Raw genomic sequence first — 26,138 nt, 5'->3', positions numbered from 1 at the left:
ACAACGGCGACCCCACGATCGGTCGCGATCGGGAGCCCACGTCTGTCACCCTCGGTAAGCGGACACTCCCATTTGGTCCCTGCCGACCCGCCACCGATGCGACTGAGCGTAATCGTAAGCGGCGCGTGTTCGACAGTCCAGATTTCAACAAGAGAACTTGCGGAGATACCCCATTTGTCGCAGCGACCTGCTTGCGGACGATCGCCGGTTGGTCACTCCGTGCAGTTCCGAGCGGTTTTTGCACACAAGTGACATCTCCGCGTGACCTGTCGGGTCAGTTATCGCCGAGTAGTGAAAACCCACCAGCGAAGGACTACGAATCGTAAGACTCCACCCACCGCACTAGTGACGGCAAGCGTCACCGCTTCGAGTGTCGCGGACGGTGAGCCGACGATCGCCTGGAGTACCAGCAGGACGACCGATCCGTAGCCGGCGTAGAACGCGAACGTGCCGAGCGACTGCAGGTGCAGCTTCACCCTGGAGGTCCGCATGTGCGCGAAGGTGACCCGGCGGTGGAACTCGGTGTTCAGCAGTGTCGTGACCGCGATCGCCACGATGTTCGCCGCGACCGACGCCATGAGCGGACGCCCGGCGAGGAAGATCACTTCCTGTAGTCCGGTGGTGACCACACCCGCCGCGACATACCAGACCACCGGGTGCGCGGAGTCGCGCCGGCGCTCCGCTCGCTCTGCGGTCCACTGCGCAGTGGTCATGACATCAACTTACCTAGCCTCAACAACTTCTTGCACTGTACAACTGAGTGACCTTGCTCTCCGGCGTTCTCCGGGTTCGGCGCGGTCACGCGTCCATGATGCCGGGGAACGGATCCGGCCATCCTGAACAGTGGCCGAAGACTTGTAACCGGTCGAGCGGGCGATCCGGTGCCCGGGTCTGGCGAGCGTGACCATTCCGAGACCCCTATGGTCGGGAGATACGAGCGCACGTAACCGAAGGGATGAACACCATGCTCGCTTTGACCGATGCCGCCGCCGAGGCGATCAGCGCGCTGACCGCCCAGGAGGGCAAGCAGGAGACCGGTGGACTGCGCTTCGCCGTGCAGGCCCAGCAGGACGCGGGCGCGCAGCTGGCGCTGTCCGTGGCGGAGCAGCCGGAAGACGGTGACCAGGTGCTGGGCACCGACGCCGGGGCCCGCGTGTTCCTGGAGCCGCAGGCCGCCCAGTTCCTCGACGACAAGGTGCTGGACGTGCAGCAGGACGACCAGGGTCAGCTCAACTTCGCCGTGATGCCCTCGCCCGAGGCGCCGACCGGAGTCTGACGAATCGTGGAAGGCCGGCTCCCGCGGGGCCGGCCTTCCACGGTCAGAAGTGAGAGAGCAGCTCGGGGAAGCGCGAGAGGTGCAGTACCCGGTCGTCGGCGGGGTCGACGACATCGTGTTCGAGGACCCAGGTGCTCTCGTTCGGGATGAAGACGGCGTTCAGCCCCGCCTGCCGGGCGGGCACGATGTCCGACTTCGGCGAGTTGCCGATCATCCAGGCGTGCGCCGGCCGCAGCGAGTGCTCCTCCACCAGCTCCAGGTACGTGCCCGCGTGTTTCTCCCGAACGATATGTACGTGTGAGAAGTGGTGGTCGAGCCCGGACGCGTCGATCTTGCGCTGCTGCTCCTCCTGATCGCCCTTGGTCAGCAGCAACAGTTCGTGCCGCGCGGCGAGGTCGCCGAGCGTGTCGGCGACACCGGGGATGAGCTCGATCCGGTGGTTGATGAGCTGGTCGGCCAGCTCGAGGATCTGCCGCCCCTCCTGCTCGGTCGCCGGGCGTTGCCGCAGCCGCGCCACGCATTCGTGCAGGCTGCGCAGGAAGACCTTGGTGCCGTAGCCGTGCACGGCCGCGTTCGCACGCTCGATGTCGTCGAGGATCGCGCGGAGTTCGGCTCGGTCGAGCGTCGGGTGCGCGAGCCAGTCGAGGTAGTCGTCGATGACGCGCTCGAAGACGACGTTGTTCTCCCACAACGTGTCGTCGGCGTCGAAGATGAGGGTCTGTCGCACGCGGAAAACAGTACTGCCGTACCAGTCAGCCGCGCACCGGATTTATCGCTTCCTTGCCGGTGAGTACCGCCGTCACGTTCTCGGCGGCGAGCAGGGCCATCTGCGTCCGGGTCTCCACGGTCGCCGAACCCAGATGCGGCGTGAGCACCACGTTGTCCAGTTCCAGCAGGCGCGGCTCGACCTCCGGCTCCCGCTCGAAGACGTCCAGCGCCGCGCCCGCGATCTCGCGGCCGAGCAGCGCGTCGGCGAGCGCCGCCTCGTCGACCACCGGGCCGCGCGTGGTGTTGATCAGGACGGCGGTCGGTTTCATGACCTTCAGCGCTTCGGCGTCGATCAGGTGGTGCGTCTCAGGGGTGAGCGGGCAGTGCAGCGACACGACATCGGCCCGCCGCAGCAGGTCCTCCTTCGGCTCCGACCGTCCACTGTAGACAACGTGCATGCCGAACGCCTCGGCCCGCTTGCCCATCGCCCGTCCGATTTGGCCGGGGCCGATGATGCCGAGTGTCTTGGCCTGCAACCCGGTGCCGAGCATGAAGCCCAGGTGGAACGACCAGGGCTCGCGCGACCGGAGCAGCCGGTCGCCCTCGGCGATCCGGCGGGTGAGCGCGAGCAGCAGCCCGAACGCGAGATCGGCGGTGGCGTCGGTGAGGACTCCCGGTGTGTTCGTGACGAAGACATCGCGGCTGGTGAGCGCGGGCACGTCGATGTTGTCGTACCCCACCGCCACGTTCGCGACGATCCGCAGGCTGGGGCCGGCGGCTTCGGCGACGGACGCGTCGATGCGGTCGTGCAGCATGCAGACGATCGCGGCCGCGCCCGCGACGGTCTTGCGCAGCTCGTCCGGATCGAGCGCCCGGTCCTCCTCGGGCATCCACACCTCACCCAGTGCCCGGAGTTCGACCAGCGCAGCTTCGGGTATCCGCCTCGTGACCACGATCCGCATGGCTCCACCTTCCCTTGCGCGGCCCGGAGTCACCAAGTACGTTCATATGGAGAACTTATGTGCGGAATGCGAACGAGGTAGCTCATGGTTGAGATACTGTCCTTGCGTGACGCGGTCGCGCAGCTGGTCCACGACGGCGAAACCGTTGCGCTGGAAGGGTTCACGCACCTGATCCCGCATGCGGCCGGGCAGGAGATCATCCGGCAGCGGCGCAAGGACCTGACGCTCGTGCGGATGACCCCGGACATCGTGTACGACCAGCTCATCGGCGCCGGCTGCGCGCGCAAGCTGATCTTCTCCTGGGGTGGCAACCCCGGCGTCGGCTCGCTGCACCGGTTCCGCGACGCGGTGCAGAACTCGTGGCCGGTGCCGCTGGAGATCGAGGAGCACAGCCACGCCGGGATGGCCAACCGCTACGTCGCCGGCGCGTCCGGACTGCCGTTCGCGGTGCTGCGCGGCTACTCGGGCACGGATCTGCCTGAGCACACCGAGACGATCAAGCAGATCACCTGCCCGTTCACCGGCGAGCAGCTGGCCGCCGTGCCGGCGATCAACCCGGACGTCTCGATCATCCACGCGCAACGCGCCGACCGGGCCGGCAACGTGCAGATCTGGGGACTCGTCGGCGTGCAGAAGGAAGCGGTACTCGCCGCGAAGCGCAGCCTGGTCACCGTCGAGGAAGTCGTCGACGAGCTGGCTCCCGTGCCCGGCCAGCTGATCCTGCCGTCCTGGGCGGTCACCGCGGTCGCCGAAGTACCGCGCGGCGCGCACCCGTCCTACGCGCAGGGCTACTACGAGCGGGACAACGAGTATTACGAGTATTGGGATTCCATTGGGCGGAATCGGGACTCGTTCGAGGAATGGCTTAACGAGAAGGTGTTCGCGATGGAGGGGACCAAGTGACCGCGACGGAAGAGCGGACGTACACGTCCGACGAGATGATGTCGATCGCCGCCGCCCGCGCGCTGTCCAGCGGCCAGCGCTGCTTCGTCGGCATCGGCCTGCCCTCCACCGCGGCCAACCTCGCGCGCCGCACGCACGCGCCGGACCTGGTCCTCGTCTACGAATCGGGCACGCTCGGCTCGAAGCCGGGCCGCCTGCCCGCGTCGATCGGCGACGGCATCCTCGCCGAGACCGCGGACGCGGTGATCAGCGTGCCCGAGGTGTTCAACTACTGGCTGCAGCCCGGCCGGATCGACGTCGGCTTCCTCGGGGCCGCGCAGCTGGACAGGTTCGGCAACATCAACACCACGGTCATCGGCGCCGACTACGAGCACCCGAAGGTGCGGCTGCCGGGAGCCGGTGGCGCGCCGGAGATCGCCGCGTCGTGTCGAGAGGTGTACGTGGTGGTGCGGCAGAGCAAGCGCAGCTTCGTCGACCGGGTCGACTTCGTCACCTCGTTCGGCCACGGCCGCGGCAAGGGTGACCGCGAGAAGCTGGGCCTGCGTGGCGCCGGGCCGACGCTGGTGATCACCGACCTCGGCGTGTTCCGGCCCGCTCCGGACACGTCCGAGCTGGTGCTGACCGAGGTCCACGAGGGCGTGACGGTCGAGCAGGTGCGCGAGGCCACGGGCTGGGACCTGAAGGTCTCGCCCGAGCTGTCCGCCACACCGCCACCGACCGAAACCGAACTCGCGACCCTGCGCGAATTGAAGGCGGCATGATGACCGACGCGTTCGTTCTCGACGCCATCCGCACGCCCTTCGGCCGCTACGGCGGGGCGCTCGCGAAGGTTCGGCCCGACGACCTGGCCGCACACGTACTTCGGGAACTGGCTTCCCGCAACGATCTTGATCCATCCACTGTGGACGAAGTGGTGCTCGGCGACGCCAACCAGGCCGGTGAGGACAACCGGAACGTGGCCAGGATGGCGGCGCTGCTCGCGGGCTGGCCGACGAGCGTGCCCGGCAGCACCGTCAACCGCCTCTGCGGTTCCGGCCTCGACGCGGCGATGCAGGCCAGCCGGTCCATCGCGGTCGGCGACGCGTCGCTCGTCGTCGCCGGTGGCGTGGAGTCCATGACCCGCGCGCCGATGATCCTGTTGAAGCCGGAAAAGCCTTACGCCGCAAGCAACCAGACGCTGCATTCGAGCACGCTCGGCTGGCGCATGGTCAACCCGGAGATGCCGGAGCAGTGGACGATCTCGCTGGGTGAGAGCACCGAACGGCTCGCCGAGCGCTACGGCATCGGCCGCGAGGCGCAGGACGAGTTCGCGCTGCGCAGCCACCTGAACGCGGCGAAGGCGTGGGACTCCGGTTTCTACGACTCGCACGTCATCCCGGTGCCGGGTGCCGAGCTGACCCGCGACGAGAGCATCCGCGCGGACTCCACATTGGACAAACTGGCGAAGCTCAAACCCGCGTTCCGCAAGGATGGCACGGTCACCGCGGGCAACGCGTCGCCGCTCAACGACGGCGCGTCCGCGGTCCTGCTCGGCGACCAGAAGGCCGCCGACCGCCTCGGCAAGACGCCGCTGGCGCGGATCGCGGGCCGCGGCGCGGCGGGCGTGGATCCCGACGTGTTCGGCATCGGCCCGGTGCGTGCGGCGGAGATCGCGCTGCAGCGCGCGGGCATCGGCTGGTCCGATCTCGCCGCGGTCGAGCTGAACGAAGCCTTCGCCGCGCAGTCGCTGGCCTGCTTCGCGGACTGGCCGAAGCTGGATCCCTCGATCGTCAACGTCAACGGCGGGGCGATCGCGATCGGCCACCCGCTCGGCGCGTCCGGCGGCCGCATTCTCGGCACGCTCGCGCACGAGCTGCGCCGCCGTGGCGGTGGCTGGGGGCTTGCCGCGATCTGCATCGGTGTCGGACAGGGTTTGGCAGTCGTACTCGAAGGTTGAGGAGAAGATGTTATGGCAGCTCCGGCCAGTGACAAGCTGATCTTGCCGCGCTACCGGCGGGATCCCGAGGGCACGCAGCCGCCGCTCGGTTCGCCCGGCTACGGCTCGACCCGGCTGCGCCACCCGAAGCAGCCGCTCGTCCTGTTGCCGCAGAAGCTGACCGAGGTCACCGGGCCGCTGCTCGGCCCCGGCCGGCTCGGCGAGCACGACAACGACCTGACCGTGCAGCACGACGGCGAGCCGCAGGGACAGCGCATCATCGTGCACGGCAGGCTGCTCGACGGCGACGGGCGGCCGATTCCGGACTCGCTGATCGAGATCTGGCAGGCCAACGCCGGCGGCCGTTACCGGCACGTCAACGACAACTGGCCGTCACCGATCGACCCGAACTTCACCGGCGTAGGACGTACGACCACCGACTCGGAAGGCCGGTACGAGTTCACCACGATCAAGCCCGGCGCCTACCCGTGGGGCAACCACGACAACGCCTGGCGTCCGGCGCACATCCACTTTTCCGTGTTCGGCCAGGCATTCCCGCAGCGGCTGGTCACCCAGATGTACTTCCCCGACGACCCGCTGTTCTTCCAGGACCCGATCTTCAACTCGGTGCCGGACGAGAAGGCCCGGCAGCGGATGGTCTCGCGCTACGACCACAGCCGCACCACTGCCCAATGGGCGCTCGGCTTCGAGTGGGACATCGTGGTGCGCGGCCGCGAGCAGTCGGTCTTCGAGGACGAGGAGGATGACCAGTGACCACGCCGTCGCAGACCGTCGGGCCGTTCCTGTCGATCGGACTGCCTTGGGAGGACGGGCCGACCGTCGTGCCCGAAGGCACGCCGGACGCGGTGTGGATCCGCGGCACCGTCTATGACGGGAACGGCGACGTGGTCCCGGACGCGCTGATCGAGACCTGGCAGGCGGACCCGGACGGCCGGTTCGACCACCCCGACGACCCGCGCGGCCGCGTCCCCGGCTTCCGCGGCTTCGGCCGGTGCCCGACCGGCAAAGATGGGACGTACAACGTCCTAACCCAGGTGCCCGGTGTGGTGCAGGGTCAGGCCCCGCACATCGACGTCTCGGTGTTCGCCCGCGGCCTGCTCGACCGTGTCGTCACCCGGATCTACTTCGCCGACAAGGCCGACGCGAACGCGGCGGACGAGGTGCTGCGGACCGTCCCGGAGGACCGGCGGCACACGCTGATCGCGTCGAAGACCGGCGACGGGTACCGCTTTGACGTGCGACTGCAGGGCGAAGGCGAGACAGTGTTCTTTGATGTCTGAGCTGTTCGATCCCGTGCTCGCGGCCGGTGCGGTCCGCGATGAGGTGAGCGACGCCGCCTGGTTGCGAGCGTTGCTAGACGTTGAAGCGGCGCTAGCGGCCGCGGAAGCGGACGTCGGCCTCGTCCCTCGCGAGCAGGCCGACCGGATCGCCGAGGTGTGCCGCGAGGGGTACTTCGACGTGGCGGAGATCGGCGCGAAGGCGGTCGGCGTCGGCAGCCCACCGGCGGCGCTCGTCCGCGAGATCACCAGCCAGGCGGGCGAAGCCGGCCGGTACGTCCATTTCGGTGCGACCAGCCAGGACATCATGGACAGCGCCGTGATGCTGCTCGCGAAGCGAGCGCTGATCCCGCTCTTCGAGGACCTCGAGGCCGCGGCGGCCGAGGCCGCGCGGCTGGCGAGCGAGCACGCGGGCACGGTCCAGGTCGGCAGAAGCCTCTTACAGCAGGCGATTCCGGTGACCTTCGGGTTCACGGTGGCGGGCTGGCTGTCCGGTTTGGACGCTGCCGCCCAGCGGCTGCGCGGCGTCCGGCTCGCGGCTCAGCTCGGCGGCGCGACCGGCACGCTAGCGTCGCTAGGCGAGCGAGGGCCGCTAGTGCTCGCGGCGTTCAGTCGGCGGCTGGGGCTGGACGAGCCCGTGCTGCCGTGGCACACCGAACGCACCCGGATCGCCGAGCTGGCCGGTGCTCTCGGCGAACTGTGCGGGGTCGTCGGCGGCGCGAGCCGGACGATCACGCTGCTGGCGCAGACCGAGGTCGCCGAGGTCGCCGAAATCGCCGAAGGCAGCGGCGGTTCGTCCACCATGCCGCACAAGCGGAACGCGATCGCCGCGATCGCCGCGCAGGCCGCCGCTCAGCAGGCGCCCGGCTTGGTGAGCACGCTGCTCGCCGCGATGCCCCAGGAACACCAGCGGGCCGCCGGGTCCTGGCACGCCGAATGGCGGCCGATCACGGAACTTTTCCGCAGCACCGGATCCGCGATCCACTGGCTGCGCACGAGTTTCGAGCGCCTGCGAGTGGACCCCGCGCGGATGCGCGAGAACCTCGACGCGACCGGCGGCGCGATCCTGTCCGAACGCGTCACCACGGAGCTGGCGAAGTACACCGGACGGCTCGCGGCGCACGACGCGGTCACCGCCTGCGCCAAGCGCGCGCTCGCGGGCGAGGGTGCGTTGCTCGATCTGCTCGCCGAGCATCCGTTGGTGGGCAAGCATTTGAGCCGGGAGCAAATCGCGCGGCTGCTGGATCCGGCCGACTATCTGGGGAGCGCGCGGGTGTTCGTCGAACGCGCGCTGACCGCGCACGCCGACCGAAAGGGGAGCCAGTGACCATCGCGGTGCATCACGTCGTGGAGGGTCCGGCCGACGGTCCCGTCGTCGTGCTGAGCAACTCCATCGGCAGCACGCTGCGGATGTGGGAACCGCAAGTGAAACCATTGGTGGACAACGGTTTCCGTGTGATCCGCTACGACACCCGGGGGCACGGTGAATCGCCCGTGCCGAACGGGCCGTACGGCATCGACGACCTCGGCGGCGACGTGCTCGCGTTGCTGGCACGGCTGGGCGTCGAGTCGGCGCATTTCGCCGGCCTGTCCCTCGGCGGCATGACCGGCGTCTGGCTGGCGCAGAACGCGCCGGAACACGTCCGGAGCCTGGTCGCGTGCTGCACCTCCGCGCAGCCCGGCAACACCCGGATGTGGCTCGACCGCGCCAAAACCGTGCGCGCCGAAGGCCTGGCGGGTATCGCGCAGGGCGCCATCGGCCGCTGGTTCACCCAGCCCTGGATCGACGCGAACCCCGAGCAGGCCGCGAAGCTGAGCGAGATGACGGCCACCACGCCGGTCGAGGGCTACGCGTCCTGCTGCGAGTTGCTCGCGGATCTCGACCTCGTGCCCGGCCTGCCGAAGATCACCGCGCCGACGTTGGTCATCTCGGGCGCGGAGGACAAGGCGCTGCCGCCCGACCACGGCCGCGTGATCGCCGACGGCATTAGCGGCGCTAGGTTCGAGATCGTCGACAACGCGGCACACCTGGGCAGCTACGAACAGGCCGGCCGGTTCACCCAGCTGATTCTCGACCATCTGAAGGGAGTCGCATGAGCGACGAGCTTTACGACGCGGGGATGAAGGTCCGCCGCGAGGTCCTGGGCGAGGCCCACGTCGACCGCGCGGTCGCGAACACCACCGAGTTCACGGCAAAGTTCCAGGACTACATCACGCGCTCGGCATGGGGCTCGGTCTGGACGCGCGAGGGCCTCGATCGCAAGACCCGCAGCTGCATCACGCTCGCCGTGCTCACCGCGCTGCACTGCGAGAACGAGATCGCCATGCACGTCCGCGCCGCGATCACGAACGGGCTGACCCCCGACGAGATCGGCGAAGTGCTCCTGCACACGAGCGTCTACGCGGGCGTTCCCGCGTCGAACGCGGCCTTCGCGATCGCCCAGAAGACCCTTTCGGAAATGGGCGAAGTAAGTTAAGGCCATGGAAGAACGTGCCGCGCATCACGTGCAGTCGCTGGAGCGCGGCCTGGCCGTGATCCGGGCGTTCGACGCGGGCGCGCCCGAACTCACCCTGTCCGATGTGGCCAGGGTGACCGGCCTGACCCGGGCGGCGGCACGGCGATTCCTGTTGACGCTCACCGATCTCGGTTACGTCCGCACGGACGGCAAGTACTTCTCCCTGACCGCGCGCGTCCTCGAACTCGGCTACGCGTTCCTGTCCAGCATGACGCTGCCGGAGGTCGCCCAGCCGCACCTGGAACGGCTGTCCGCCGAGGTGCGCGAGTCCAGTTCGGTGTCCGTACTCGAAGGCACGGACATCGTGTACGTCGCGCGCGTCGCGGTCTCGCGGATCATGACCGTGACCATCAACGTCGGCACGCGTTTCCCCGCGCACGCCACCTCGATGGGGCACGTCCTGCTGGCCGGCCTGGAGCGGCCGGCGTTGGAGAAGTACCTGGCCGAGACCGCATTGGACCGGCTGACCGCGCGCACGCTGACCGAGCCCGAGGCGTTGCGTGCCGAGCTGGATGCCGTGCGTGAGCAGGGCTGGGCGCTCGTCGACCAGGAGCTGGAGGAAGGCCTGCGGTCGGCCGCCGCGCCGATCCGCGACCGGCGCGGCACGGTCGTCGCCGCGATCAACGTGTCCACTCACGCCAGCCGGACGACCCGCGAGTCGGTGCGGGACGAGATGGTCCCGCCGCTGCTCGCCGCCGCGAAACGGATCGAGGACGACCTCGCCGTCACCCCCGCACAGGCCCACCGCCGTGGCTGATTCGCTGGCGCCTCCAGCGGGAGGGGCCCGCTGCGCCGGGCTGCTGCTCGCCGCCGGTGCCGGCCGGCGTTTCGGCCGCCCCAAAGCGCTCGTCGAACTCGATGGAGAACCGTTGGTGCGCCGGGCATTGCGCGTGCTGGCCGACGGTGGCTGCGCGCCGATCCGGGTCGTGCTCGGCGCGCAGGCCGAGGACGCCCGAGCGCTGCTGCCGGACCCGTCACTGGCGGTGTTCGCCGAGGACTGGGCGACCGGGATGGGCGCGTCGCTGCGGGCCGGCCTGCGCGCGCTGCCGGAAGCCGACGCCGTGCTGGTGCACCTGGTGGACCTGCCCAAAGTGGACGCGCGGGTGATCGCCCGGCTAGCCGCGCAAGCCTCGCCGGAGGTCGTCGCGCGCGCCGCGTACGACGGCGTTCCCGGACATCCGGTGCTTTTCGGGCGCACGTGGTGGCCCGGCGTCGCCGCTTCCGCGAGCGGTGACCGCGGTGCCCGAGATTGGCTTGCCACCAGGCAGGATCTGCGCCTCGTCGAGTGCGCCGACCTCGGCAGCGGGTTCGACGTCGACACGCCCGAGGACTTGCCCTCTACTCTGGAACAGTGATGGTCAACTCACCGGAAGAGCTGGCGACGGCGCTCGAAGGCACGGGCTACCTCGCCGACGAAGGCGTCGCCACGGCCGCGTTCCTCGCCCTGCGCATGAAGCGGCCGCTGTTCTGCGAAGGCGAACCCGGCACCGGGAAGACCTCGCTCGCGGTCGCGCTGTCGCGCTCGCTGGAGTTGCCGCTGATCCGGTTGCAGTGCCACGAAGGAATCGACGCGGCGCAGGCGCTCTACGAATGGGATTTCCCGCGGCAGCTGCTGCACCTGCGCGCGCTCGAAGCGGGCAGCGAGTCGCTCGACGTCGAAACCGCCGAGCAGTCGCTCTACACCGAGCGTTTCCTGCTCGCCCGGCCGCTGCTGAAAGCGCTTACCACCGCGCCGTGTGTGCTGCTCGTCGACGAGATCGACCGCGCGGACGACGAGTTCGAGGCGTTCCTGTTGCAGCTGCTGGACGAGAACGCGGTGACCATCCCGGAGTTCGGCGAGGTGCGCGCCGAGCAGCCGCCGTTGGTGATTCTCACGTCGAACCGCACGCGCGAGGTGCACGACGCCCTCAAGCGGCGGTGCCTGTACCACTGGCTGGAGCACCCGGACCTCGCGCGCGAGGTCGCCATCCTGCGGCGGCGGCTGCCCGGCGTCGGCGAGCGCCTCGCGACCCAGGTGGCGGTGGCCGTCCGGCGGCTGCGCGAGCTGGAGCTGCTGAAGCCGCCCGGGGTCGCCGAGTCGCTGGACTGGGCGCAGGCGCTGCTCGCGCTGGATCGCGACGAGCTGGACGTCGAGACGGCGGCCCGCACGCTCGGCGCGGTGCTCAAGTACACCGAGGACATGGAGCGGGTGCGGGCGAAGCTGGACGCGCTACTCGCGTGACCCGGTCCCGTGTTCGACCAGGTCGAAGGCCCGGTCGATGACGGCGGCCTGATCGCGGTGCACCTCGTCGGGATCGTCGCCGGCGAGCATCCGCTTCGCGGTGTACTCGTAGATCGAATCAATGGTGGCGGCCAGGAGATTCGCCATCAGCTCGGCGTCGAGCGGATCGGTCTCCTCGGCGAGCAAGGTCCGCAGCTTTTCGGCGATCTCACGTGACTGTTCGAGCGTCCGGTTCAGCAAGGCGGGGCTCGCGTGCACCACGCGCAGGAACTGCGCCGAACCAGGCCTGGTGCCGGTGAGCGGATGCCGCGCTTCGTGCAGTTCGTGGTGATACCGGCGCAGCGCGGCGACCACGGGCTCGCCGGGCGCGCGGGTACGGATCGTCCTCTCGAGGTCGTCGAGCCGGTCCGCGTGCCGGTCCAGGAACAGGTCCTCCTTGCGCGGGAAATAGTTGAAGACCGTCATCTTCGACACGCCCGCCGCGTCGGCGATCTCCGCGACCGTCACCTTGTCGAAGCCTCTGACCAGGAACAACCCGGTCGCGACGTTCGAGATCTGCCGTCGCGTGGCCTGCTTCTTCTGCTCGCGGAGTCCCATGGCTCGATAGTGTACTGGACATAAACTTTTACTCGATATATTTTGTGGCCATGGACTTCGATGTGGTGGTGGCCGGGGGTGGCCCCGTCGGACTGATGCTCGCCGTGGAACTGCGGCTGGCCGGGGTGCGCGTGCTCGTCGTCGAGCGACTGTCCGAAATGGACCAGACGATCAAGGCGGGCGGGTTCGGCAGGTCGACGGCCGAGGTGCTGTACCGGCGCGGCCTGTGGCCGGCGCTGGAGGAGCAGAAACGTCTTGCGTACGAACGGATGCGGGCGTTCCTCGGCCGGGGCTCGGGAGGCCGGCCGCCCAGGATGGCCGGCCATTTCGCGGGCATCATGGTGGACGGCAGCCGGGTCGATTTCACTGATCCGGCTTTCGGCGACCCCGGGCCGGCGGGTGAGACGCTGCCGATCGGGCAGCAGGCGCTGGAAATTGTGCTGGCGGACAAGGCTTCCGAGCTTGGCGCGGAAATCCGGCGGGGCACCGCGTTGACGGGCTTCGACGTTGACGAGTCCGGGGTCGGCGTGCGGTTGGGGGAGGAGGTCGTGCGCGCGGGCTGGCTCGTCGGCTGCGACGGTGGGCGCAGCCTGGTGCGGAAGCTCGGCGAGTTCGATTTTCCCGGTACCGATCCGGAGATCACCGGGCGGCAGGCGCTGGTCGAGATCACCGGGGCCGAAGGGCTCGGGATGGGCTGGCACCGGACGGATCGCGGAATTTATGTGCACGGACCGGTTCCGGGCCGGATCCTGACCGTCGAACCCGGTGTGCCCGCGGATCGCGAAGCGCCGATCACGGCGGCGGAACTGCAAGAGAGCATGCGGCGGGTGTCCGGTGTGGACGTCACGATCACCGCCGTGCACACCGCGACCCGGTTCACCGACAATGCCCGCCAGGCAACGACTTACCGCCACGGACGGGTGCTCCTCGCGGGCGACGCGGCACATGTGCACTCACCGTTCGGCGGGCAGGGACTGAACCTCGGCATCGGCGACGCGGCCAACCTGGGCTGGAAACTCGCGGCGACGATTCATGGCTGGGCGCCGGAAGGGTTGCTGGATACCTATACGACGGAACGGCATCCGATCGGCGCGTGGGTGCTGGAGTGGACGCGGGCGCAGGTGGCGCTGATGCGCACGGACCCGCGCACGCGCGCTTTGCGTGACGTGGTCACGGATTTGCTCGACACGCCCGACGGCGCGACGTATCTCGCGAAGAAGCTTTCCGGTGTGCTGAACCGGTATCCGGTCGACAGCACGCATGAGCTGGCAGGTTTGAGCGCCCCGGATTTCGAGTTCGCGGACGGCAGCCGGTTCGGTGAGCATTGTCAGGATGGTTCGGCGGTGCTGCTGGATTCGACGGACTCCGAGGCCTTGCGCCAGGTTGTGGCTCCGTGGCGTTCGCGGGTGCGGGTCCTGACCGCGAAGTGTGTGAGCCATCCGCGGTTGGCGGGTGCGCTGGTCCGTCCGGACGGTTTTGTCGCGTGGGCGAGCGATGATGGGCCGGACGGTTTGGCGGACGCGTTGTCGCGGTGGTTCGGTTAGCTCGGCAGCGTTTGTTCGAGCCGGAGCAGGTGCTCGATGAGGGCGCCGGGTGAGCCGGGCGCCAGGTGGACCGCGGCTTCCTTGCCGGTGCCGGACGAGTAGTTGAGGTAGCGGCCCCAGTCGGTGTCGGCGTAGTGCAGCGGTTCTTCGAGCCGGTGGTAGCGGTTGAGGTCGTCGCGGCGGGCGGCGTAGAGCTCGCCGGTGCCGGTGACCGGTCGTTGCAGGACGTTCACGAGGTCGCGGATGTCCCAGCTGGGCCTGCGGTCCTCGCGGCTCGCGGCCTCGAGCTCGGCGACGCGGATCATCAGCGGGCGCCCGCCGCCGGGGCGGACGTCGGGCAGTTCGGCGATCAGCGCTTCGGCGAGGTGCTCCCGCTGGATGGGTTTGAGCGCGATCCCGTCGCCGACCCGGATGGCGACGATGCCCTGAAGTCCGCGCGCTGCCGTGAGAATCCCGTAGGTCTTCTGTCCATCGTGGACCCAGCCGTAGTACTCGACGGAGGCGCTCGTCAGGAGCGGGAGCCAGTCGAGGAACTCGACATCGAGCTGGCCCCGCCGGTTCAGCAGGCCCGCTTCCTGGAGTGCGTCGCGCATCCGCTGCTCGGCGGCGAGCTTCTCGGTGTCGGGAAGCCAGATCGGTTCCGGGCGCAGGACGAGGTGCAGGGTCCCCAGGTTCTCCCGCTCGACGGCGCCCGCGAGCGCGTCGAGTGGGAGGGTGAGGTAGTCGCTGCGAACCGCCGGCATGCCTATTCGCCGATGACCGGCGGGGTCGCCCGGATGTCGTTGCCGAAGATCGAGTCGGGGTCGGCTTCGAGCAGGTAGTCGGGACGCTGGTGTTCCTCGTCGTCCTCGCCGCGCCCGCGCTGCCCGGCGGCGCCCATCGGCGAGCCGTTGGCGCCCTTGGCGGCGCCGCGACCGGCCGCGGCTTGCTCGGCCGCGGCCGCGTTGCCGAGGTTGCCCGCGCCGCTGCCCTTGCCGGCGCCGAGCCGGTTCTCGGCGACCTTGCTGCTCTCGCCGGCGCCGCGTCCGACCCGCTCGTCAGCCGCGCCGGAGCCTGAGCCGCTGCCGCGCCCGCCGCTGCCCGTCCCGCGCCGGTTCGTGTTCTCGTCGTCGGTGCCGTAGAGGCGGCTGGCCGCACTGTTGTTGCGCCCGGAGTTCGAGGAGTTCCCGCCGCCGGTGCCGGTCGGGCCGCGGTTGCCGCTGGGCCCGCGCCGCTGCGGGTCGGCGGAGTTCGAGCCGCCGCCGGGCACGTAGCCGCTGCTGCCGGTCCCGCCGCCCTGGCTGGTGCCGCCCGGGCCCGGCAGGCTCGGCGGCCTGGTCACAGGACTGACGTTCAGGCCGGTCGGTGGCGTGACCGCCGTGACGGGCCCGGTCGGCCGGACGTTCGGCGGCGGGCTGACCGGCCCGGACCCGATCGGTCCGCTGCCTGATGGCGAAGGTGTCGACGAGGGGGACTGCTGGGTGGGCCCGACGTATTGGGAGGTGAGGTGCCCGGTCGTCACGTTCAGCTCGGGCGGCTTGACGCTGACCGACGCGCCGTCGATCGCGAGGGGCCGGTAGCTCATCGGGATGGTGCTCTGGGTGGAACTGGTGGCCGAGGAGTACTGGGCCATCACCCGGACGTTGGTCTCGTTGGCGGTGTTGTGCTTGTCGAGCCCGTCCTGGTACGACTTGATGTCGCTGACCGCCATGCTCGGCCCGACGATCGGAATGGCGGCCTTGAAGACGGTCGACCAGCCACTGGGTTTCTCGGGCGCGGGCGGCACTGGCACAACCGCACTCTTGGCCGTCTCCAGCGAGCCGGTCTGGGTGCTCATCGCGTTGGTGGTCTCGTCGAGCGGCACCGACGAATCCCGGAACGCCGCGGCGAGCGGGCCAGCCCCCGCACTGGCCGCGTCGCCGGAAGCGCCCGTCCAGGACTGGCTCATCCGCATCTGCAACTCCATGATCGCCTTGGCCTCGTCGAGGTAACCCTTGTTGAGGTCGTCGATCGAATCCCCCAGCGCCTGGAAAACCTCGGGTCTACCGGCGTTGAAGTTGTTGTAGATCTGCGTGCCGTCCATCGTCCCCATCGCTCCCCCTCAGGAACCCTGCAGCGTCTTGATCATAGCCTCAGCCAGCTGCTTCGCGGTATCACACGAATCCTGGGCGTTGTTGTAGCCGTCGGCGCTGGCGGTCAGGACCTGAGTATCGCTGATGGCGACCGAAAGGTCGCACTTACCTGAGGAGCGGTCATCCTGCAGATCGGCGAAGACTCCCTGGTAGCCGGACACGTCGGTGGGGTCGGCGTACGCGATCAGGCCCTTCTTGTAGTTGTTGAAGATGGCAGCGAGACCCGGAAAATTCGGATCGGTGATCTTCTTCAGGATGTGGGCCTGAATGCTCTTCGCTTTGGGCCCGCTGTAGTCATGCCAGGCACACGCATCGCCGGCAATGGCTGCCTTGTCGGGGGCAACCACCATGCCGGCTGCGGTGTATCCCAATGATTTCAGCAGGTCCGCTGGCAGGAGATCGCACGGCTTCGTGCGGTACGGCTCGGCATCGAGTGCGGGCTGGGATGGCGTGCCGGATGCCGCAGGCCCGGAAGTACCTGTATCGGCGGGTATGGGTGAACCGGGAGTGGATTGTGAACAGCCTGCGAGCGCGAACATGGCTCCGAATGCCAGGCAGAACCCCAGGCGCAGGATGGTTCCCCTCACTGGGTGATGCCTCCCGCTGACTTGCGTATCGCGTCGGTGGTCTCGTCCTCGCCGGTTTGCTTGGCCTTCTTCGCCGCTTCCAGCTTCTGGATGTAATTGTTGACATAGTCGAGCATGGATTTGTGCTGGTCGCGTAGTTGACTGAGCGACGTCCCCCAAATCCCCATGTATCCCGTTGTCGCGTCATCGTTGGCAGGGGCGTTGTAGACCGAGGCCACCATGAATTCCAGCGTGTCACCCCGCTTGGTTATGCTGTCCTGCCGTTCCCGCCACGAGGCCAGCACCGCGTCGATCTCCTCGACGCTCGGGAATTCGAACGAGCCACCCGCCGAGCCCGCGACCGTGCCTACGGCGGACCACGTCGACACGTCACCGAAGATCTGTTCGGCGGCTGAAGTCGCCGCTCCCATCGGCTCCAGCACTGCTGCCTCCCCGCTACTGGATGGTGACCGTCTGACGCACCGAGCCTAGCGGACGGTTCCCGTGAACGAGGGCACAATGGTGTGGTGAGCACCGCCGATCCACTGCCCTCCCTGGTCGGTTTCGCGACCGCCCTGCGGGAGGCCGGGGTGCCCGCCGGGCCCCAGCGCGTGCACTCCTATCTCGAGGCGGTACAGAGCGTAGATCTGGCCGATATCGCCAACCTGTACTGGGCCGGACGGGTGACGCTGTGCGCCGATCCCGACGATCTGCCGCGCTACGACGACGCGTTCGCCCAGTGGTTCGCCGCCGAACCGCCGGCCGCGCGGCCGGTGACGGTCACCAGGGAACAGCGGGCGCGGATGGCCGCGATGGCCGGCGAACAGGAAACCGAAGGCAAGGGCGAGCAGGAAGCCGACGAACTCCGCGTCGCGGCGACCGATACCGAGCTGCTCCGCCAGCGCGACCTCGCCGAACTGACCGCCGCCGAGCGACGCCATCTGCGGGAGCTGCTCGCGACGCTCAAACCGGTCCCGCCGGTCCGCAAGTCCCAGCGGCGGAAGCACGCCAAGAATGGCGCGCTCGACCCGGGCCGCACCCTCCGCGGCATGATCGCCGGCGGCGGCGAACCCGTGAAACTGGCTTACCGCAAGAAAACCACGCGACCACGCCGGGTCGTGCTGCTGCTCGACGTGTCCGGCTCGATGAGCCCGTACGCCGATTCCCTGCTCCGCTTCGCACATGTCGTCGTCCGGCACGCACCGCAGACCGAAGTCTTCACGCTCGGCACCAGGCTGACCCGCGTCTCCCGCCAGCTCCGCCAGCGTGACCCCGAGCGCGCGATGCTCGGCGCCGGCCAGGCCGTGCCCGACTTCGCCGGCGGCACCAGGCTCGGCGAAACACTTCGCGTCTTCCTCGACCGCTGGGGCCAGCGCGGGCTGGCCCGCCGGGCCGTGGTCGTGATCTTTTCGGACGGCTGGGAACGCGGCGACCCCGCGCTGCTCGGCGAGGAACTGGCCAGAATGCGCAGGTTGGCGCACGCTGTGCTGTGGGTGAACCCCCACGCGGGACGCGACGGTTACGCTCCGGTGCAGTCGGGCATAGCCGCGGCGCTCCCGCACCTCGATCATCTGCTGGCCGGGCACAGCCTGGCCACTCTGGAACGACTGCTGGTGGAGATACGCGATGCATGACGTACTGGACGAGCTCTACAAGCGCTGGGCCGAGGGCGAGGCCGTCGGTCTCGGCACGGTCGTGTCCACCTTCTCCTCCGCCCCACGCGCGCCCGGCGCCGCGATGCTCGTCGGTGAGGACGGGGAGGTCGTCGGCAGCGTTTCCGGCGGCTGTGTCGAGGGCGCGGTCTACGAGCTGGCGCAGGAGGTCGTCGCCGAGCGCAACCCCGTGCTCCAGCGCTACGGCGTCAGCGACAACGACGCCTTCGCGGTCGGCCTGACCTGCGGCGGGATCATCGACATCTACGTCGAGCGGGTCGACAAGAACACCATGCCGGAGCTGGAAGAGGTCGTCGATTCAGTCCACAAAGGACAGCCGGTGGCGGTGGTGACCGTGATCGAGCACGCTGACGCCGGGCGCATCGGCAGGCGCATGATCGTCTGGCCGGACCGCACCAAGGGCACCCTCGGCACCAGCCGGATCGACGCCGCGGTGGCCGACGACGCGCGCGGCCTGCTGGCCACGGGCCGCACCGGGACGCTGCACTACGGCCTGGAAGGCGAGCGCCGCGGTGAAGGCATGTCCGTGTTCGTGAACGCGTTCGAGCCGGCGCCCCGGATGCTGGTGTTCGGTGCGATCGACTTCGCCGCCGCGATGGCACGGATGGGTGGCTATCTCGGATTCCAGGTCACGGTTTGTGATGCCCGGCCGGTGTTCGCGACCGCGAGCCGCTTCCCCGACGCGGACGAGGTCGTCGTCGATTGGCCACATCGTTACCTGCGGGCCGAAGCCGAAGCGGGCCGGATCGACGGGCGCACCGTAGTTGCGGTATTGACTCACGATCCGAAGTTCGATGTGCCGCTGCTGGAGGTCGCGCTCCGGCTCGACGTCGGTTACGTCGGTGCGATGGGTTCGCGGCGCACGCACGAGGACCGGCTGGCGCGGCTCCGCGAAATCGGTATGACAGAAGAAGAACTGGCGCGGCTGTCCTCGCCGATCGGGCTCGACCTCGGCGCGCGCACCCCGGAGGAGACGGCGGTGTCGATCGCGGCGGAGATCATCGCGCTGCGGTGGGGCGGCGGCGGGCAGCGGCTGGCGGAAATGTCCGGCCGGATCCACGCCTCGTAATAATTCCACAACCGAGTGATCGCCCGCGAGAATTCTGTCGGATCGTGCATTGTGGATCTCCGCGAAATCGGTGAGAAATAAGGGAAAACGTCGCGTCTGCGGAACTACCCGAAATTGGTCACCCGCCGGGGACTTGTCCGGCGGCGACTTAAGTAGGAGGCTCCGGTGTGAAGCCGATCACCCAGCTCCCAGCACTGGAGGGCCTCAAATGCGTATCACCGTCACCGTCGACGGAACCGAGTACTCCGACGAGGTCGAACCCCGCACGTTGCTCGTTCACTACCTGCGGGAAACACTCGGGAAAGTCGGCACAGTCATCGGTTGCGATACCAGCAACTGCGGTGCCTGCACCGTCCATCTCAACGGCCACAGCGTGAAATCCTGCTCGATGCTCGCCGTGCAGGCCGACGGCTGTGAGATCACCACCATCGAAGGCCTGGCGCGCGACGGGCAACTGCATCCCGTGCAGCAGGCCTTCCACGACAACCACGCGCTGCAGTGCGGTTTCTGCACGCCCGGCATGATCATGCAGTCGATCGACCTGCTCGCCGACAACCCCAACCCGGACGAGAAGGCCGTTCGCGAAGGCCTCGAAGGAAACCTGTGCCGCTGCACCGGTTACCAGAACATCGTGCGGGCCGTCCGCGACGCCGCGGACCACATGCGCCCGGGCGCCGGCCCCGAGGCCGAGCGCATGTCCGAGGACGTGCGCGCACCGTCCGCGATCGGAGGCGAGTGACATGACCGCCACGATCGAACCCGAGGTCGGCCGGGCCCGCGCCCGGAAAGAGGACGCGCGGCTGATCACCGGTCGCACCCGCTGGACCGACAACATGACGCTGCCGGGCCTGCTGCACCTCGCCACCGTGCGCAGCCCGATCGCGCACGCGAACATCGGGCGCATCGACACCGACGTGGCCCGCCGGATGCCGGGTGTGCTCGCCGTCTACACCGGCGCCGACCTGGACGCCGAGCAGGGCACCATGCCGGTCGCCGCACCGGTCAACGCCGACGCGACGGTGCCGCGGCACGCCCCGGCCGCGGTCGACAAGGTGCGCTTCGCCGGTGACGTCGTGGCGATCGTCGTCGCCCGTGACGCCGCGACGGCGCGCGACGCCGTCGACGCGGTGGACGTCGACTACGACGACCTGCCGGTCGTGCTCGACATGGAGGCGGCGCTCGAAGACGGCGCACCGCTGGTGCATCCCGAACTCGGCACGAACAAGTGGGCGTTCTTCGCGTTCGACTCGGCCGAGGCCGGCACAGGCGGCAACTCCGACGAGGCGATCCGCGCCGCCGAGGCCGACCCGGACTCGATCGTCCTCAAGCGCCGGTTCCGCCAGCAGCGCCTGATTCCCGCGTTCATGGAGCCGCGTTCGGTCGTCGTCGACCCGACCGGCGACCAGGTGACGATCTGGTCGGCCACACAGGTACCGCACATCCTCAAGACGATGGCGGCGCTGACGCTGGGCCTGCCCGAGCAGAAGGTCCGCGTGATCGCGCCGGACGTCGGCGGCGGGTTCGGCGGCAAGCTGCAGGTGACCCGCGAGGAGATGCTGACGATTCTCGCGGCGAAGCGGCTGAACCGGCCGGTCAAGTGGACCGAGAGTCGCTCGGAGTCGCTGCTGGCCGCGCACCATGGCCGCGACCAGATCCAGGACATGACGATCGCGGCGAAGAAGGACGGCACGGTCACCGCGCTCAAGGTCCAGCTGATGGCCGACATGGGCGCGTACTTCGGGTTGTTCACGCCCGCGGTGCCGACCTTCGGCGCGTTCATGTTCAACGCGATCTACAAGTTCCCAGCCTACCGGTTCGAGCTCACCGACGTGTTCACGAACAAGACCTTCACCGACGCCTACCGCGGCGCGGGCCGGCCGGAGGCCACGTTCGCCATCGAGCGGATGATGGACGAGCTGGCCGCCGAACTGGGCACGGACCCGCTCCAGCTGCGCGAGAAGAACTGGATCAAGCACGAGGAGTTCCCGTTCACCACGGTCGCGGGCCTCACCTACGATTCGGGCAACTACGAGGCCGCCACGGCCAGGGCGCTGGAGCTGTTCGACTACGAAGGCCTGCGCCGTGAGCAGACCGAGCGGCGCGAGCGCAGGGACCCGATCCAGCTCGGCATCGGCATCTCGACCTTCACCGAGATGTGCGGGCTGGCGCCGTCGCGGGTGCTGGGCCAGCTCGGCGTCGGCGCCGGCGGCTGGGAGCACGCGAGCATCCGGATGCTGGCCACCGGCAAGGTCGAGGTGGTCACCGGCACGTCGCCGCACGGGCAGGGACACGAGACGGCGTGGAGCCAAATCGTGGCCGACCGGCTCGGGGTCCCGTTCGAGGACGTCGAGGTGCTGCACGGCGACACGCAGGTCGCGCCCAAGGGCCTGGACACCTACGGGTCGCGCTCGCTGGCGGTGGGCGGCATCGCGGTGGTCAAGGCCGCGGACAAGGTGATCGACAAGGCCCGCAAGGTCGCGGCGCATCTGCTCGAGGCGGCCGAGGACGACCTCGAGTTCAGCGGCGGCCGGTTCGCGGTCAAGGGCACGGACAAGGGCGTCACGATCCAGGAGGTCGCGTTCGCGACCTTCACCGCGCACGACTTCCCCGAGGGGGTCGAGCCCTCGATCGACGCGGACTACACGTTCGACCCGGAGAACTTCTCGTTCCCGCACGGCACACACTTGTGCGCCGCGGAGGTGGACACGGAGACGGGCCGCGTCAAGATCCGCCAGTACGTGTGCGTGGACGACATCGGCGCGGTGGTCAACCCGCTGCTCGTCGAGGGGCAGGTGCACGGTGGGCTCGCGCAGGGCATCGCGCAGGCGCTGTTCGAGGAGGCGACCTACGACGACTCGGGCACGCTGACCACGGGCACGTTCGTCGACTACCTGCTGCCGTCGGCGGCGGACCTGCCGAGCTACACCACGGACCGCACGGAGACCAGGGCGACCACGAACCCGTTGGGCGTCAAGGGAGTTGGTGAGGCGGGCACGATCGCCTCGACCCCGGCGGTGGTCAACGCCGTGGTCGACGCCGTGCGGCACCTGGGCGTCAACGACATCGAGATGCCATGCTCGCCGATGCGGGTGTGGTCGGCGATCAAATCTGCTGGAGGTGCCCAGTGATCCCTGCGGCCTTCGACTACGTAGCTCCGTCCACAGTGGACGAAGCGGTGCAGGCGCTGGCAGGCGCCGGTGAGGACGCGAAGGTGCTGGCTGGCGGGCAGAGCCTGCTGCCGGTGCTGCGGATGCGGCTCGCCGCGCCCTCGACGATCATCGATCTCGGCAAGATCGCCGAGCTGCGCGGCATCCGCGAAGAGGGCGACGGCCTCGTGATCGGGTCCATGACCACGCACTACGACGTGCAGCGCGACCACCTGATCGCCGAGCACGCCGCGCTGCTGGCCAGGGTGACGGACACGGTGGCCGACCCGCAGGTGCGCCACCGTGGCACGTTCGGCGGTTCGCTCGCGCACGCCGACCCGGCCGGTGACCTGCTGGCCCCCGCGCTCGCGCTGGACGCCGAGATGGTCATCGCCGGGATGGACGGGCGGCGCACGGTGCCCGCGGCGGAGTTCTTCCAGGACCTGTTCACCACGGCGCTCGCGGCGGACGAGATCCTGGTCGAGGTCCGGGTGCCGAAGTACACCGGCTGGCGTGCGCACTACGAGAAGTTCAACCGGGTCGCGCAGGCCTGGTCGATGGTGGGCGTGGCGGTCACGGTCCGCACCGAGGGCGGCGCTGTCGCCGAGGCGCGGATCGGGCTGACCAACATGGCCTCGACCCCGGTCCGGGCGACCGCCGTCGAGCAGGCGCTGGTCGGCCAGGCGGCGACGGCGGAGAACATCCGCGCGGCGGCCGCGCACGCCGCCGAAGGGACGAGCCCGACGCCGGACAGCAACGCCGATGTCGAGTTCCGGCAGGAACTGGCCCGGGTGCTCACCGGCCGCGCCGTCACCGCGGCGGTGACCGCGTAACAGAGGTGGACGGGGCTCTGGCGGGGCGTAAAGTTGCCGTCCAGAGCCCCCGTTCACGTGAAGACGAGAAAGGAGTCAGGCCGTGCGGCTTGACCACGAGTTCACCGTCCCGGCGCCGCCCGCCAAGGTGTGGCAGGCCGTCACCGATCCGGAGAGCGTCGCGCCCTGCATGCCCGGTGCCACGCTGACGAAGGTCGAGGGTGACTCGTTCACCGGCACGGTCAAGGTCAAGCTGGGCCCGATCTCCTTGCTGTACAAGGGTTCCGGCGAGTTCCTGGAGAAGGACGAGGCGGCCCGCAAGATCGTGATCAAGGCGTCGGGCAAGGACTCCCGCGGCGCCGGCACGGCGGCCGCCACCGTGACGGTGACGCTGACCGAGAACGATGGGCAGACCAAGGGCGCGGTCGAGACGGACCTGAACGTGACCGGGCGACCGGCGCAGTTCGGCCGCGGCATGATCTCCGAGGTCAGCGGCAAGATCCTGGACCAGTTCGCGACGAACCTCGCGGAGAAGCTCACCGAGGCGGACGCGCCGGCGCCCGCGGCCGAGGCCGCCGCCCAGACCGCGGACTCGAAGCCGAAGCTCGAGGCCGTGAAGCCCGCCGAGCCGAAGGAAACCGAGGCGATCGACCTGTTCGACCTGGCCGGGTCCTCGGTCGTGAAGCGGCTCGCGCCGGTGCTGGCGGGGGTCGCCGGCCTGCTGGTGATCGTGGCGATCTTCCGGGCGTTCCGGCGGAAGTAAGCGCTGCCACGGCGCGGAAGTGTCGCCGGACACAGCAGGAAGCAGTGCGCTCACGCGGCCGTTGAACGGTACGTGCGTACTGACGTGGTGGTGATCGGCGCGGGCCAGGCGGGGTTGTCGGCCGCGTATCACTTGCGGCGGACAGGATTCCGCAATGGTTCCGGGTTCGTCGTGCTGGACCACGGCAAGCGGCCCGGCGGCGCGTGGCAGTATCGATGGCCGTCGCTGCGACTGGGCAAGGTGCACGGCATCCACGATCTGCCCGGGATGGCGTTCGGCACGCCCGACCTGAGCCGTCCCGCCTCGGATGTGGTCTCGGAGTATTTCGGGCGGTACGAACGGGTTTTCGACCTTCCTGTGCTGCGCCCGGTCGACGTGCTGGCCGTGCGGGACGAGGGCGAGCGGCTGCTCGTGGAGAGCGCGGCCGACTCGTGGTCGGCTCGCGCGGTCATCAACGCCACCGGCACCTGGGACCGGCCGTTCTGGCCGCACTACCCGGGCCAGGAGACGTTCCGGGGGCGCCAGTTGCACACGGCGGACTTCCAGAGCGTCGAGGAGTTCCGCGGCAAGCACGTGATCGTGGTCGGCGGCGGCGCGTCGGGGGTGCAGCTGCTGCTCGAGATCGCCGAGGTCGCGAGCGGTACGACATGGGTGACCCGGCGCGAGCCCGAGTGGTTCGACCGCGACTTCACACCCGACCGCGGCCGCGAGTCCGTCGCGAAAGTCGACGTCCGTGTGCGGGCCGGACTCCCGCCGGGCAGCGTGGTGAGCGTGACCGGGCTGGCGCTCACGCCCGACGTCCGCCGCGGCATCGAGCGCGGGATCCTCGACCGCAAGCCGATGTTCGAGCACATCACCGAACACGGCGTCGTCTGGGCGGACGGCACGACCCAGCGTGCGGACGTCATTCTGTGGGCGACCGGTTTCCGAGCGGCGCTCGAACATCTAGCGCCGCTACATCTACGCGGGCAGGGCGGCGGGATCCGGATGGACGGGACTCGCGTGGTCAGCGAACCGCGGCTGCATCTCGTCGGGTACGGCCCGTCGGCGAGCACCATCGGCGCCAACCGGGCCGGACGTTCCGCGGTGACGGAGATCCGCCGGCTCCTGGACAGTTAGCCGAGTTCGGCGGGCGCCGCCGTGGTGGGCTTCCCTAGACAGGCAGAGAAAAGACGCGCCGGGCGTTGCCGCCGAGGAACAGTTCTCTCGCCTCCGCGCCGAGCCCGAGGTCGTCCAGCCGGTTGAGGCATTGCGCGGGCGTGACCATCGGGTAGTTGCTGCCGAACAGCACGCGCGTCCGGCCGCGGCCGCGCATGAACTCGACCAGCTCCGGCGGCAGCCGGTGCAGTGCGTACGCCGAGGTGTCCACGTAGAAGTTCGGGTATTTCCGGGCCAGGGAAAGGACTTCCGCCATCCACGGGAACCCGACGTGCCCGCCGACGACGACCAGCTGCGGGAAGTCCAGCAGCACCTCGTCGAGGTACGGGATCGGCCGCCCCGGTTCGGACGGGCACAGCGGTCCGGTGTGCCCGATCTGCGTGCAGAACGGCACGTCCTCCTCGACGCACGCGACGTACACCGGGTAGTAGCGGCGGTCGTTCGGCGGCAGGTTCCACAGCCACGGCACGACGCGCACCGCGACGAACCCGAGTTCCCGCACACAGCGCCGGATCTCGCGCACGGCGCCGACAGGATCGGTCAGATCGACGGTCGCGACCCCGGCGAACCGGTCCGGATGCTTGCCGACCACTTCGGCGACCTCGTCGTTGGAGATCAGCACCCCGTGCGGGCCGTGCCACGCCGCGAGCAGGCCCACCCGGACCCCGGCCTGGTCCATCGCGCCGAGCGTCGCGGGCAGCGGCGGCGTGACGCGTTCCATGTCCGTCCAGCGCAGCAACGACTCCAGCCACGGCTGGGTCATGAACCGCTCGTTGGGTTGCTGCATCCAGACATCGATGATCTCGTCAGGCACGTGTTCATCTTCGCCGTGTTGACAGCCGAGCTCAATGGATCAATAGTGGCCCTTTGACGGGGCAGGTCGCGCCACGGAAGGGTGTG

At 69.3% G+C, this 26,138-nt stretch carries 29 protein-coding genes; 20 read left to right on the top strand and 9 right to left on the bottom strand.

The window, feature by feature from the left end; all coding sequences use genetic code 11:
* Window positions 1-278: 278 nt before the first annotated feature.
* Window positions 279-713 carry a GtrA family protein gene (locus LOZ83_RS04970; protein WP_236788981.1) on the bottom strand — a complete coding sequence of 145 codons (435 nt, stop codon included), beginning with the start codon at window positions 711-713 and terminating at the stop codon, window positions 279-281.
* 251 nt (window positions 714-964) lie between these two features.
* Between LOZ83_RS04970 and LOZ83_RS04965 the strand changes: the two genes are divergently transcribed.
* Window positions 965-1,276 carry an iron-sulfur cluster assembly accessory protein gene (locus tag LOZ83_RS04965; RefSeq protein WP_236788980.1) on the top strand — a complete coding sequence of 104 codons (312 nt, stop codon included), beginning with the start codon at window positions 965-967 and terminating at the stop codon, window positions 1,274-1,276.
* A 43-nt stretch (window positions 1,277-1,319) separates the two neighbouring features.
* Here LOZ83_RS04965 and LOZ83_RS04960 read toward each other — a convergent pair whose 3' ends face one another.
* Window positions 1,320-2,003: an HAD family hydrolase gene (locus LOZ83_RS04960; protein ID WP_236788979.1), complete on the bottom strand. Its 684-nt coding sequence runs from the start codon at window positions 2,001-2,003 to the stop codon at window positions 1,320-1,322.
* A gap of 25 nt (window positions 2,004-2,028) precedes the next feature.
* Entirely contained in the window at window positions 2,029-2,946 is a 918-nt protein-coding gene (locus LOZ83_RS04955; protein WP_236788978.1) for a D-glycerate dehydrogenase, read from the bottom strand.
* 84 nt (window positions 2,947-3,030) lie between these two features.
* Between LOZ83_RS04955 and LOZ83_RS04950 the strand changes: the two genes are divergently transcribed.
* From LOZ83_RS04950 to LOZ83_RS04900, 11 genes are read left to right on the top strand one after another with little or no spacing between them, the layout of a single operon-like run.
* Window positions 3,031-3,849 carry a CoA transferase subunit A gene (locus LOZ83_RS04950; protein ID WP_236788977.1) on the top strand — a complete coding sequence of 273 codons (819 nt, stop codon included), beginning with the start codon at window positions 3,031-3,033 and terminating at the stop codon, window positions 3,847-3,849.
* Window positions 3,850-3,884: 35 nt separating this feature from the next.
* A complete protein-coding gene (locus tag LOZ83_RS04945) occupies window positions 3,885-4,610 on the top strand; it encodes a CoA-transferase subunit beta (protein WP_236789447.1) in 726 nt (241 codons plus the stop codon).
* Complete coding sequence (locus LOZ83_RS04940; protein WP_236788976.1) at window positions 4,610-5,785, top strand: thiolase family protein; 1,176 nt, start codon at window positions 4,610-4,612, stop codon at window positions 5,783-5,785. Before LOZ83_RS04945 ends, LOZ83_RS04940 begins: the two co-directional genes overlap by 1 nt.
* 12 nt (window positions 5,786-5,797) lie before the next feature.
* Window positions 5,798-6,538 (top strand): protocatechuate 3,4-dioxygenase subunit beta, encoded by a 741-nt coding sequence (gene pcaH / locus LOZ83_RS04935; protein ID WP_236788975.1) that lies wholly within the window; start codon window positions 5,798-5,800, stop codon window positions 6,536-6,538.
* Window positions 6,535-7,065 carry a protocatechuate 3,4-dioxygenase subunit alpha gene (gene pcaG / locus LOZ83_RS04930; protein ID WP_236788974.1) on the top strand — a complete coding sequence of 177 codons (531 nt, stop codon included), beginning with the start codon at window positions 6,535-6,537 and terminating at the stop codon, window positions 7,063-7,065. Before pcaH ends, pcaG begins: the two co-directional genes overlap by 4 nt.
* Window positions 7,058-8,389 (top strand): adenylosuccinate lyase family protein, encoded by a 1,332-nt coding sequence (locus tag LOZ83_RS04925; protein WP_236788973.1) that lies wholly within the window; start codon window positions 7,058-7,060, stop codon window positions 8,387-8,389. Before pcaG ends, LOZ83_RS04925 begins: the two co-directional genes overlap by 8 nt.
* 2 nt (window positions 8,390-8,391) lie before the next feature.
* Window positions 8,392-9,159 carry a 3-oxoadipate enol-lactonase gene (gene pcaD, locus LOZ83_RS04920; protein ID WP_236789446.1) on the top strand — a complete coding sequence of 256 codons (768 nt, stop codon included), beginning with the start codon at window positions 8,392-8,394 and terminating at the stop codon, window positions 9,157-9,159.
* Window positions 9,156-9,539, top strand: a complete 384-nt coding sequence (gene pcaC / locus LOZ83_RS04915; RefSeq protein ID WP_236788972.1) for a 4-carboxymuconolactone decarboxylase — start codon at window positions 9,156-9,158, stop codon at window positions 9,537-9,539. The genes pcaD and pcaC overlap by 4 nt, the downstream gene beginning before the upstream one ends.
* A 4-nt stretch (window positions 9,540-9,543) precedes the next feature.
* Window positions 9,544-10,335, top strand: a complete 792-nt coding sequence (locus LOZ83_RS04910) for an IclR family transcriptional regulator C-terminal domain-containing protein (RefSeq protein WP_236788971.1) — start codon at window positions 9,544-9,546, stop codon at window positions 10,333-10,335.
* Window positions 10,328-10,933: an NTP transferase domain-containing protein gene (locus LOZ83_RS04905; protein WP_236788970.1), complete on the top strand. Its 606-nt coding sequence runs from the start codon at window positions 10,328-10,330 to the stop codon at window positions 10,931-10,933. Before LOZ83_RS04910 ends, LOZ83_RS04905 begins: the two co-directional genes overlap by 8 nt.
* The gene (locus LOZ83_RS04900) at window positions 10,933-11,799 is read left to right on the top strand and encodes a MoxR family ATPase (RefSeq protein ID WP_236789445.1); all 867 of its coding nucleotides are present in this window, start codon (window positions 10,933-10,935) and stop codon (window positions 11,797-11,799) included. Before LOZ83_RS04905 ends, LOZ83_RS04900 begins: the two co-directional genes overlap by 1 nt.
* Here LOZ83_RS04900 and LOZ83_RS04895 read toward each other — a convergent pair.
* On the bottom strand, window positions 11,788-12,396 hold the full coding sequence (locus tag LOZ83_RS04895; RefSeq protein WP_236788969.1) for a TetR/AcrR family transcriptional regulator: 609 nt from the start codon (window positions 12,394-12,396) through the stop codon (window positions 11,788-11,790). The genes LOZ83_RS04900 and LOZ83_RS04895 overlap by 12 nt on opposite strands.
* A 50-nt stretch (window positions 12,397-12,446) precedes the next feature.
* Between LOZ83_RS04895 and LOZ83_RS04890 the strand changes: the two genes are divergently transcribed.
* Window positions 12,447-13,940, top strand: coding sequence for an FAD-dependent monooxygenase (locus LOZ83_RS04890; RefSeq protein ID WP_236788968.1), 1,494 nt, complete (start codon window positions 12,447-12,449; stop codon window positions 13,938-13,940).
* On the opposite strand, the gene LOZ83_RS04885 is transcribed toward LOZ83_RS04890, so the two are convergent.
* Genes LOZ83_RS04885 through LOZ83_RS04870 form a run of 4 tightly spaced genes read right to left on the bottom strand, consistent with a single transcriptional unit; the run spans window position 13,937 to window position 17,060 of the window.
* On the bottom strand, window positions 13,937-14,683 hold the full coding sequence (locus LOZ83_RS04885) for an ESX secretion-associated protein EspG (protein WP_236788967.1): 747 nt from the start codon (window positions 14,681-14,683) through the stop codon (window positions 13,937-13,939). The genes LOZ83_RS04890 and LOZ83_RS04885 overlap by 4 nt on opposite strands.
* A 2-nt stretch (window positions 14,684-14,685) precedes the next feature.
* Window positions 14,686-16,011, bottom strand: a complete 1,326-nt coding sequence (locus LOZ83_RS04880; RefSeq protein ID WP_236788966.1) for a hypothetical protein — start codon at window positions 16,009-16,011, stop codon at window positions 14,686-14,688.
* Window positions 16,012-16,020: 9 nt separating this feature from the next.
* Window positions 16,021-16,638, bottom strand: coding sequence for a DUF3558 domain-containing protein (locus LOZ83_RS04875; protein WP_236788965.1), 618 nt, complete (start codon window positions 16,636-16,638; stop codon window positions 16,021-16,023).
* Window positions 16,635-17,060: a hypothetical protein gene (locus LOZ83_RS04870; RefSeq protein WP_236788964.1), complete on the bottom strand. Its 426-nt coding sequence runs from the start codon at window positions 17,058-17,060 to the stop codon at window positions 16,635-16,637. The genes LOZ83_RS04875 and LOZ83_RS04870 overlap by 4 nt, the downstream gene beginning before the upstream one ends.
* An 81-nt stretch (window positions 17,061-17,141) precedes the next feature.
* Between LOZ83_RS04870 and LOZ83_RS04865 the strand changes: the two genes are divergently transcribed.
* The 7 genes from LOZ83_RS04865 (at window position 17,142) to LOZ83_RS04835 (ending at window position 25,199) form a co-directional block, all read left to right on the top strand.
* Window positions 17,142-18,251, top strand: a complete 1,110-nt coding sequence (locus tag LOZ83_RS04865; protein ID WP_236788963.1) for a VWA domain-containing protein — start codon at window positions 17,142-17,144, stop codon at window positions 18,249-18,251.
* Window positions 18,244-19,359, top strand: coding sequence for an XdhC/CoxI family protein (locus tag LOZ83_RS04860; protein ID WP_236788962.1), 1,116 nt, complete (start codon window positions 18,244-18,246; stop codon window positions 19,357-19,359). The genes LOZ83_RS04865 and LOZ83_RS04860 overlap by 8 nt, the downstream gene beginning before the upstream one ends.
* Window positions 19,360-19,567: 208 nt before the next feature.
* Window positions 19,568-20,098 carry a (2Fe-2S)-binding protein gene (locus LOZ83_RS04855; protein WP_236788961.1) on the top strand — a complete coding sequence of 177 codons (531 nt, stop codon included), beginning with the start codon at window positions 19,568-19,570 and terminating at the stop codon, window positions 20,096-20,098.
* A gap of 1 nt (window position 20,099) precedes the next feature.
* Window positions 20,100-22,487: a xanthine dehydrogenase family protein molybdopterin-binding subunit gene (locus LOZ83_RS04850; protein ID WP_236788960.1), complete on the top strand. Its 2,388-nt coding sequence runs from the start codon at window positions 20,100-20,102 to the stop codon at window positions 22,485-22,487.
* Entirely contained in the window at window positions 22,484-23,338 is an 855-nt protein-coding gene (locus LOZ83_RS04845; protein ID WP_236788959.1) for a xanthine dehydrogenase family protein subunit M, read from the top strand. Before LOZ83_RS04850 ends, LOZ83_RS04845 begins: the two co-directional genes overlap by 4 nt.
* A gap of 82 nt (window positions 23,339-23,420) precedes the next feature.
* Entirely contained in the window at window positions 23,421-24,080 is a 660-nt protein-coding gene (locus LOZ83_RS04840) for an SRPBCC family protein (RefSeq protein ID WP_236788958.1), read from the top strand.
* A gap of 72 nt (window positions 24,081-24,152) precedes the next feature.
* Window positions 24,153-25,199 (top strand): NAD(P)-binding domain-containing protein, encoded by a 1,047-nt coding sequence (locus tag LOZ83_RS04835; RefSeq protein WP_236788957.1) that lies wholly within the window; start codon window positions 24,153-24,155, stop codon window positions 25,197-25,199.
* A gap of 34 nt (window positions 25,200-25,233) precedes the next feature.
* On the opposite strand, the gene LOZ83_RS04830 is transcribed toward LOZ83_RS04835, so the two are convergent.
* Window positions 25,234-26,052, bottom strand: coding sequence for an amidohydrolase family protein (locus LOZ83_RS04830; protein ID WP_236788956.1), 819 nt, complete (start codon window positions 26,050-26,052; stop codon window positions 25,234-25,236).
* Window positions 26,053-26,138: the final 86 nt, after the last annotated feature.

Origin of the sequence: Amycolatopsis sp. GM8 (genome assembly GCF_021653975.1) — a bacterium.
Lineage (GTDB): Bacteria > Actinomycetota > Actinomycetes > Mycobacteriales > Pseudonocardiaceae > Amycolatopsis_E.
Note: the sequence above shows the minus strand (reverse complement) of the source record. Positions and strands in the feature narration are given on the sequence as shown.

Excerpts from the sequence above, each read along its gene's own strand:
- LOZ83_RS04970 (WP_236788981.1), bottom strand. The coding sequence starts at position 713 with ATGACCACTGCGCAGTGGACCGCAGAGCGAGCGGAGCGCCGGCGCGAC.
- LOZ83_RS04965 (WP_236788980.1), top strand. The coding sequence starts at position 965 with ATGCTCGCTTTGACCGATGCCGCCGCCGAGGCGATCAGCGCGCTGACC.
- LOZ83_RS04955 (WP_236788978.1), bottom strand. The coding sequence starts at position 2,946 with ATGCGGATCGTGGTCACGAGGCGGATACCCGAAGCTGCGCTGGTCGAA.
- LOZ83_RS04950 (WP_236788977.1), top strand. The coding sequence starts at position 3,031 with ATGGTTGAGATACTGTCCTTGCGTGACGCGGTCGCGCAGCTGGTCCAC.
- LOZ83_RS04945 (WP_236789447.1), top strand. The coding sequence starts at position 3,885 with ATGATGTCGATCGCCGCCGCCCGCGCGCTGTCCAGCGGCCAGCGCTGC.
- LOZ83_RS04940 (WP_236788976.1), top strand. The coding sequence starts at position 4,610 with ATGACCGACGCGTTCGTTCTCGACGCCATCCGCACGCCCTTCGGCCGC.
- pcaH (WP_236788975.1), top strand. The coding sequence starts at position 5,798 with ATGGCAGCTCCGGCCAGTGACAAGCTGATCTTGCCGCGCTACCGGCGG.
- LOZ83_RS04925 (WP_236788973.1), top strand. The coding sequence starts at position 7,058 with ATGTCTGAGCTGTTCGATCCCGTGCTCGCGGCCGGTGCGGTCCGCGAT.
- pcaC (WP_236788972.1), top strand. The coding sequence starts at position 9,156 with ATGAGCGACGAGCTTTACGACGCGGGGATGAAGGTCCGCCGCGAGGTC.
- LOZ83_RS04910 (WP_236788971.1), top strand. The coding sequence starts at position 9,544 with ATGGAAGAACGTGCCGCGCATCACGTGCAGTCGCTGGAGCGCGGCCTG.
- LOZ83_RS04900 (WP_236789445.1), top strand. The coding sequence starts at position 10,933 with ATGGTCAACTCACCGGAAGAGCTGGCGACGGCGCTCGAAGGCACGGGC.
- LOZ83_RS04895 (WP_236788969.1), bottom strand. The coding sequence starts at position 12,396 with ATGGGACTCCGCGAGCAGAAGAAGCAGGCCACGCGACGGCAGATCTCG.
- LOZ83_RS04890 (WP_236788968.1), top strand. The coding sequence starts at position 12,447 with ATGGACTTCGATGTGGTGGTGGCCGGGGGTGGCCCCGTCGGACTGATG.
- LOZ83_RS04885 (WP_236788967.1), bottom strand. The coding sequence starts at position 14,683 with ATGCCGGCGGTTCGCAGCGACTACCTCACCCTCCCACTCGACGCGCTC.
- LOZ83_RS04880 (WP_236788966.1), bottom strand. The coding sequence starts at position 16,011 with ATGGGGACGATGGACGGCACGCAGATCTACAACAACTTCAACGCCGGT.
- LOZ83_RS04860 (WP_236788962.1), top strand. The coding sequence starts at position 18,244 with ATGCATGACGTACTGGACGAGCTCTACAAGCGCTGGGCCGAGGGCGAG.
- LOZ83_RS04855 (WP_236788961.1), top strand. The coding sequence starts at position 19,568 with ATGCGTATCACCGTCACCGTCGACGGAACCGAGTACTCCGACGAGGTC.
- LOZ83_RS04850 (WP_236788960.1), top strand. The coding sequence starts at position 20,100 with ATGACCGCCACGATCGAACCCGAGGTCGGCCGGGCCCGCGCCCGGAAA.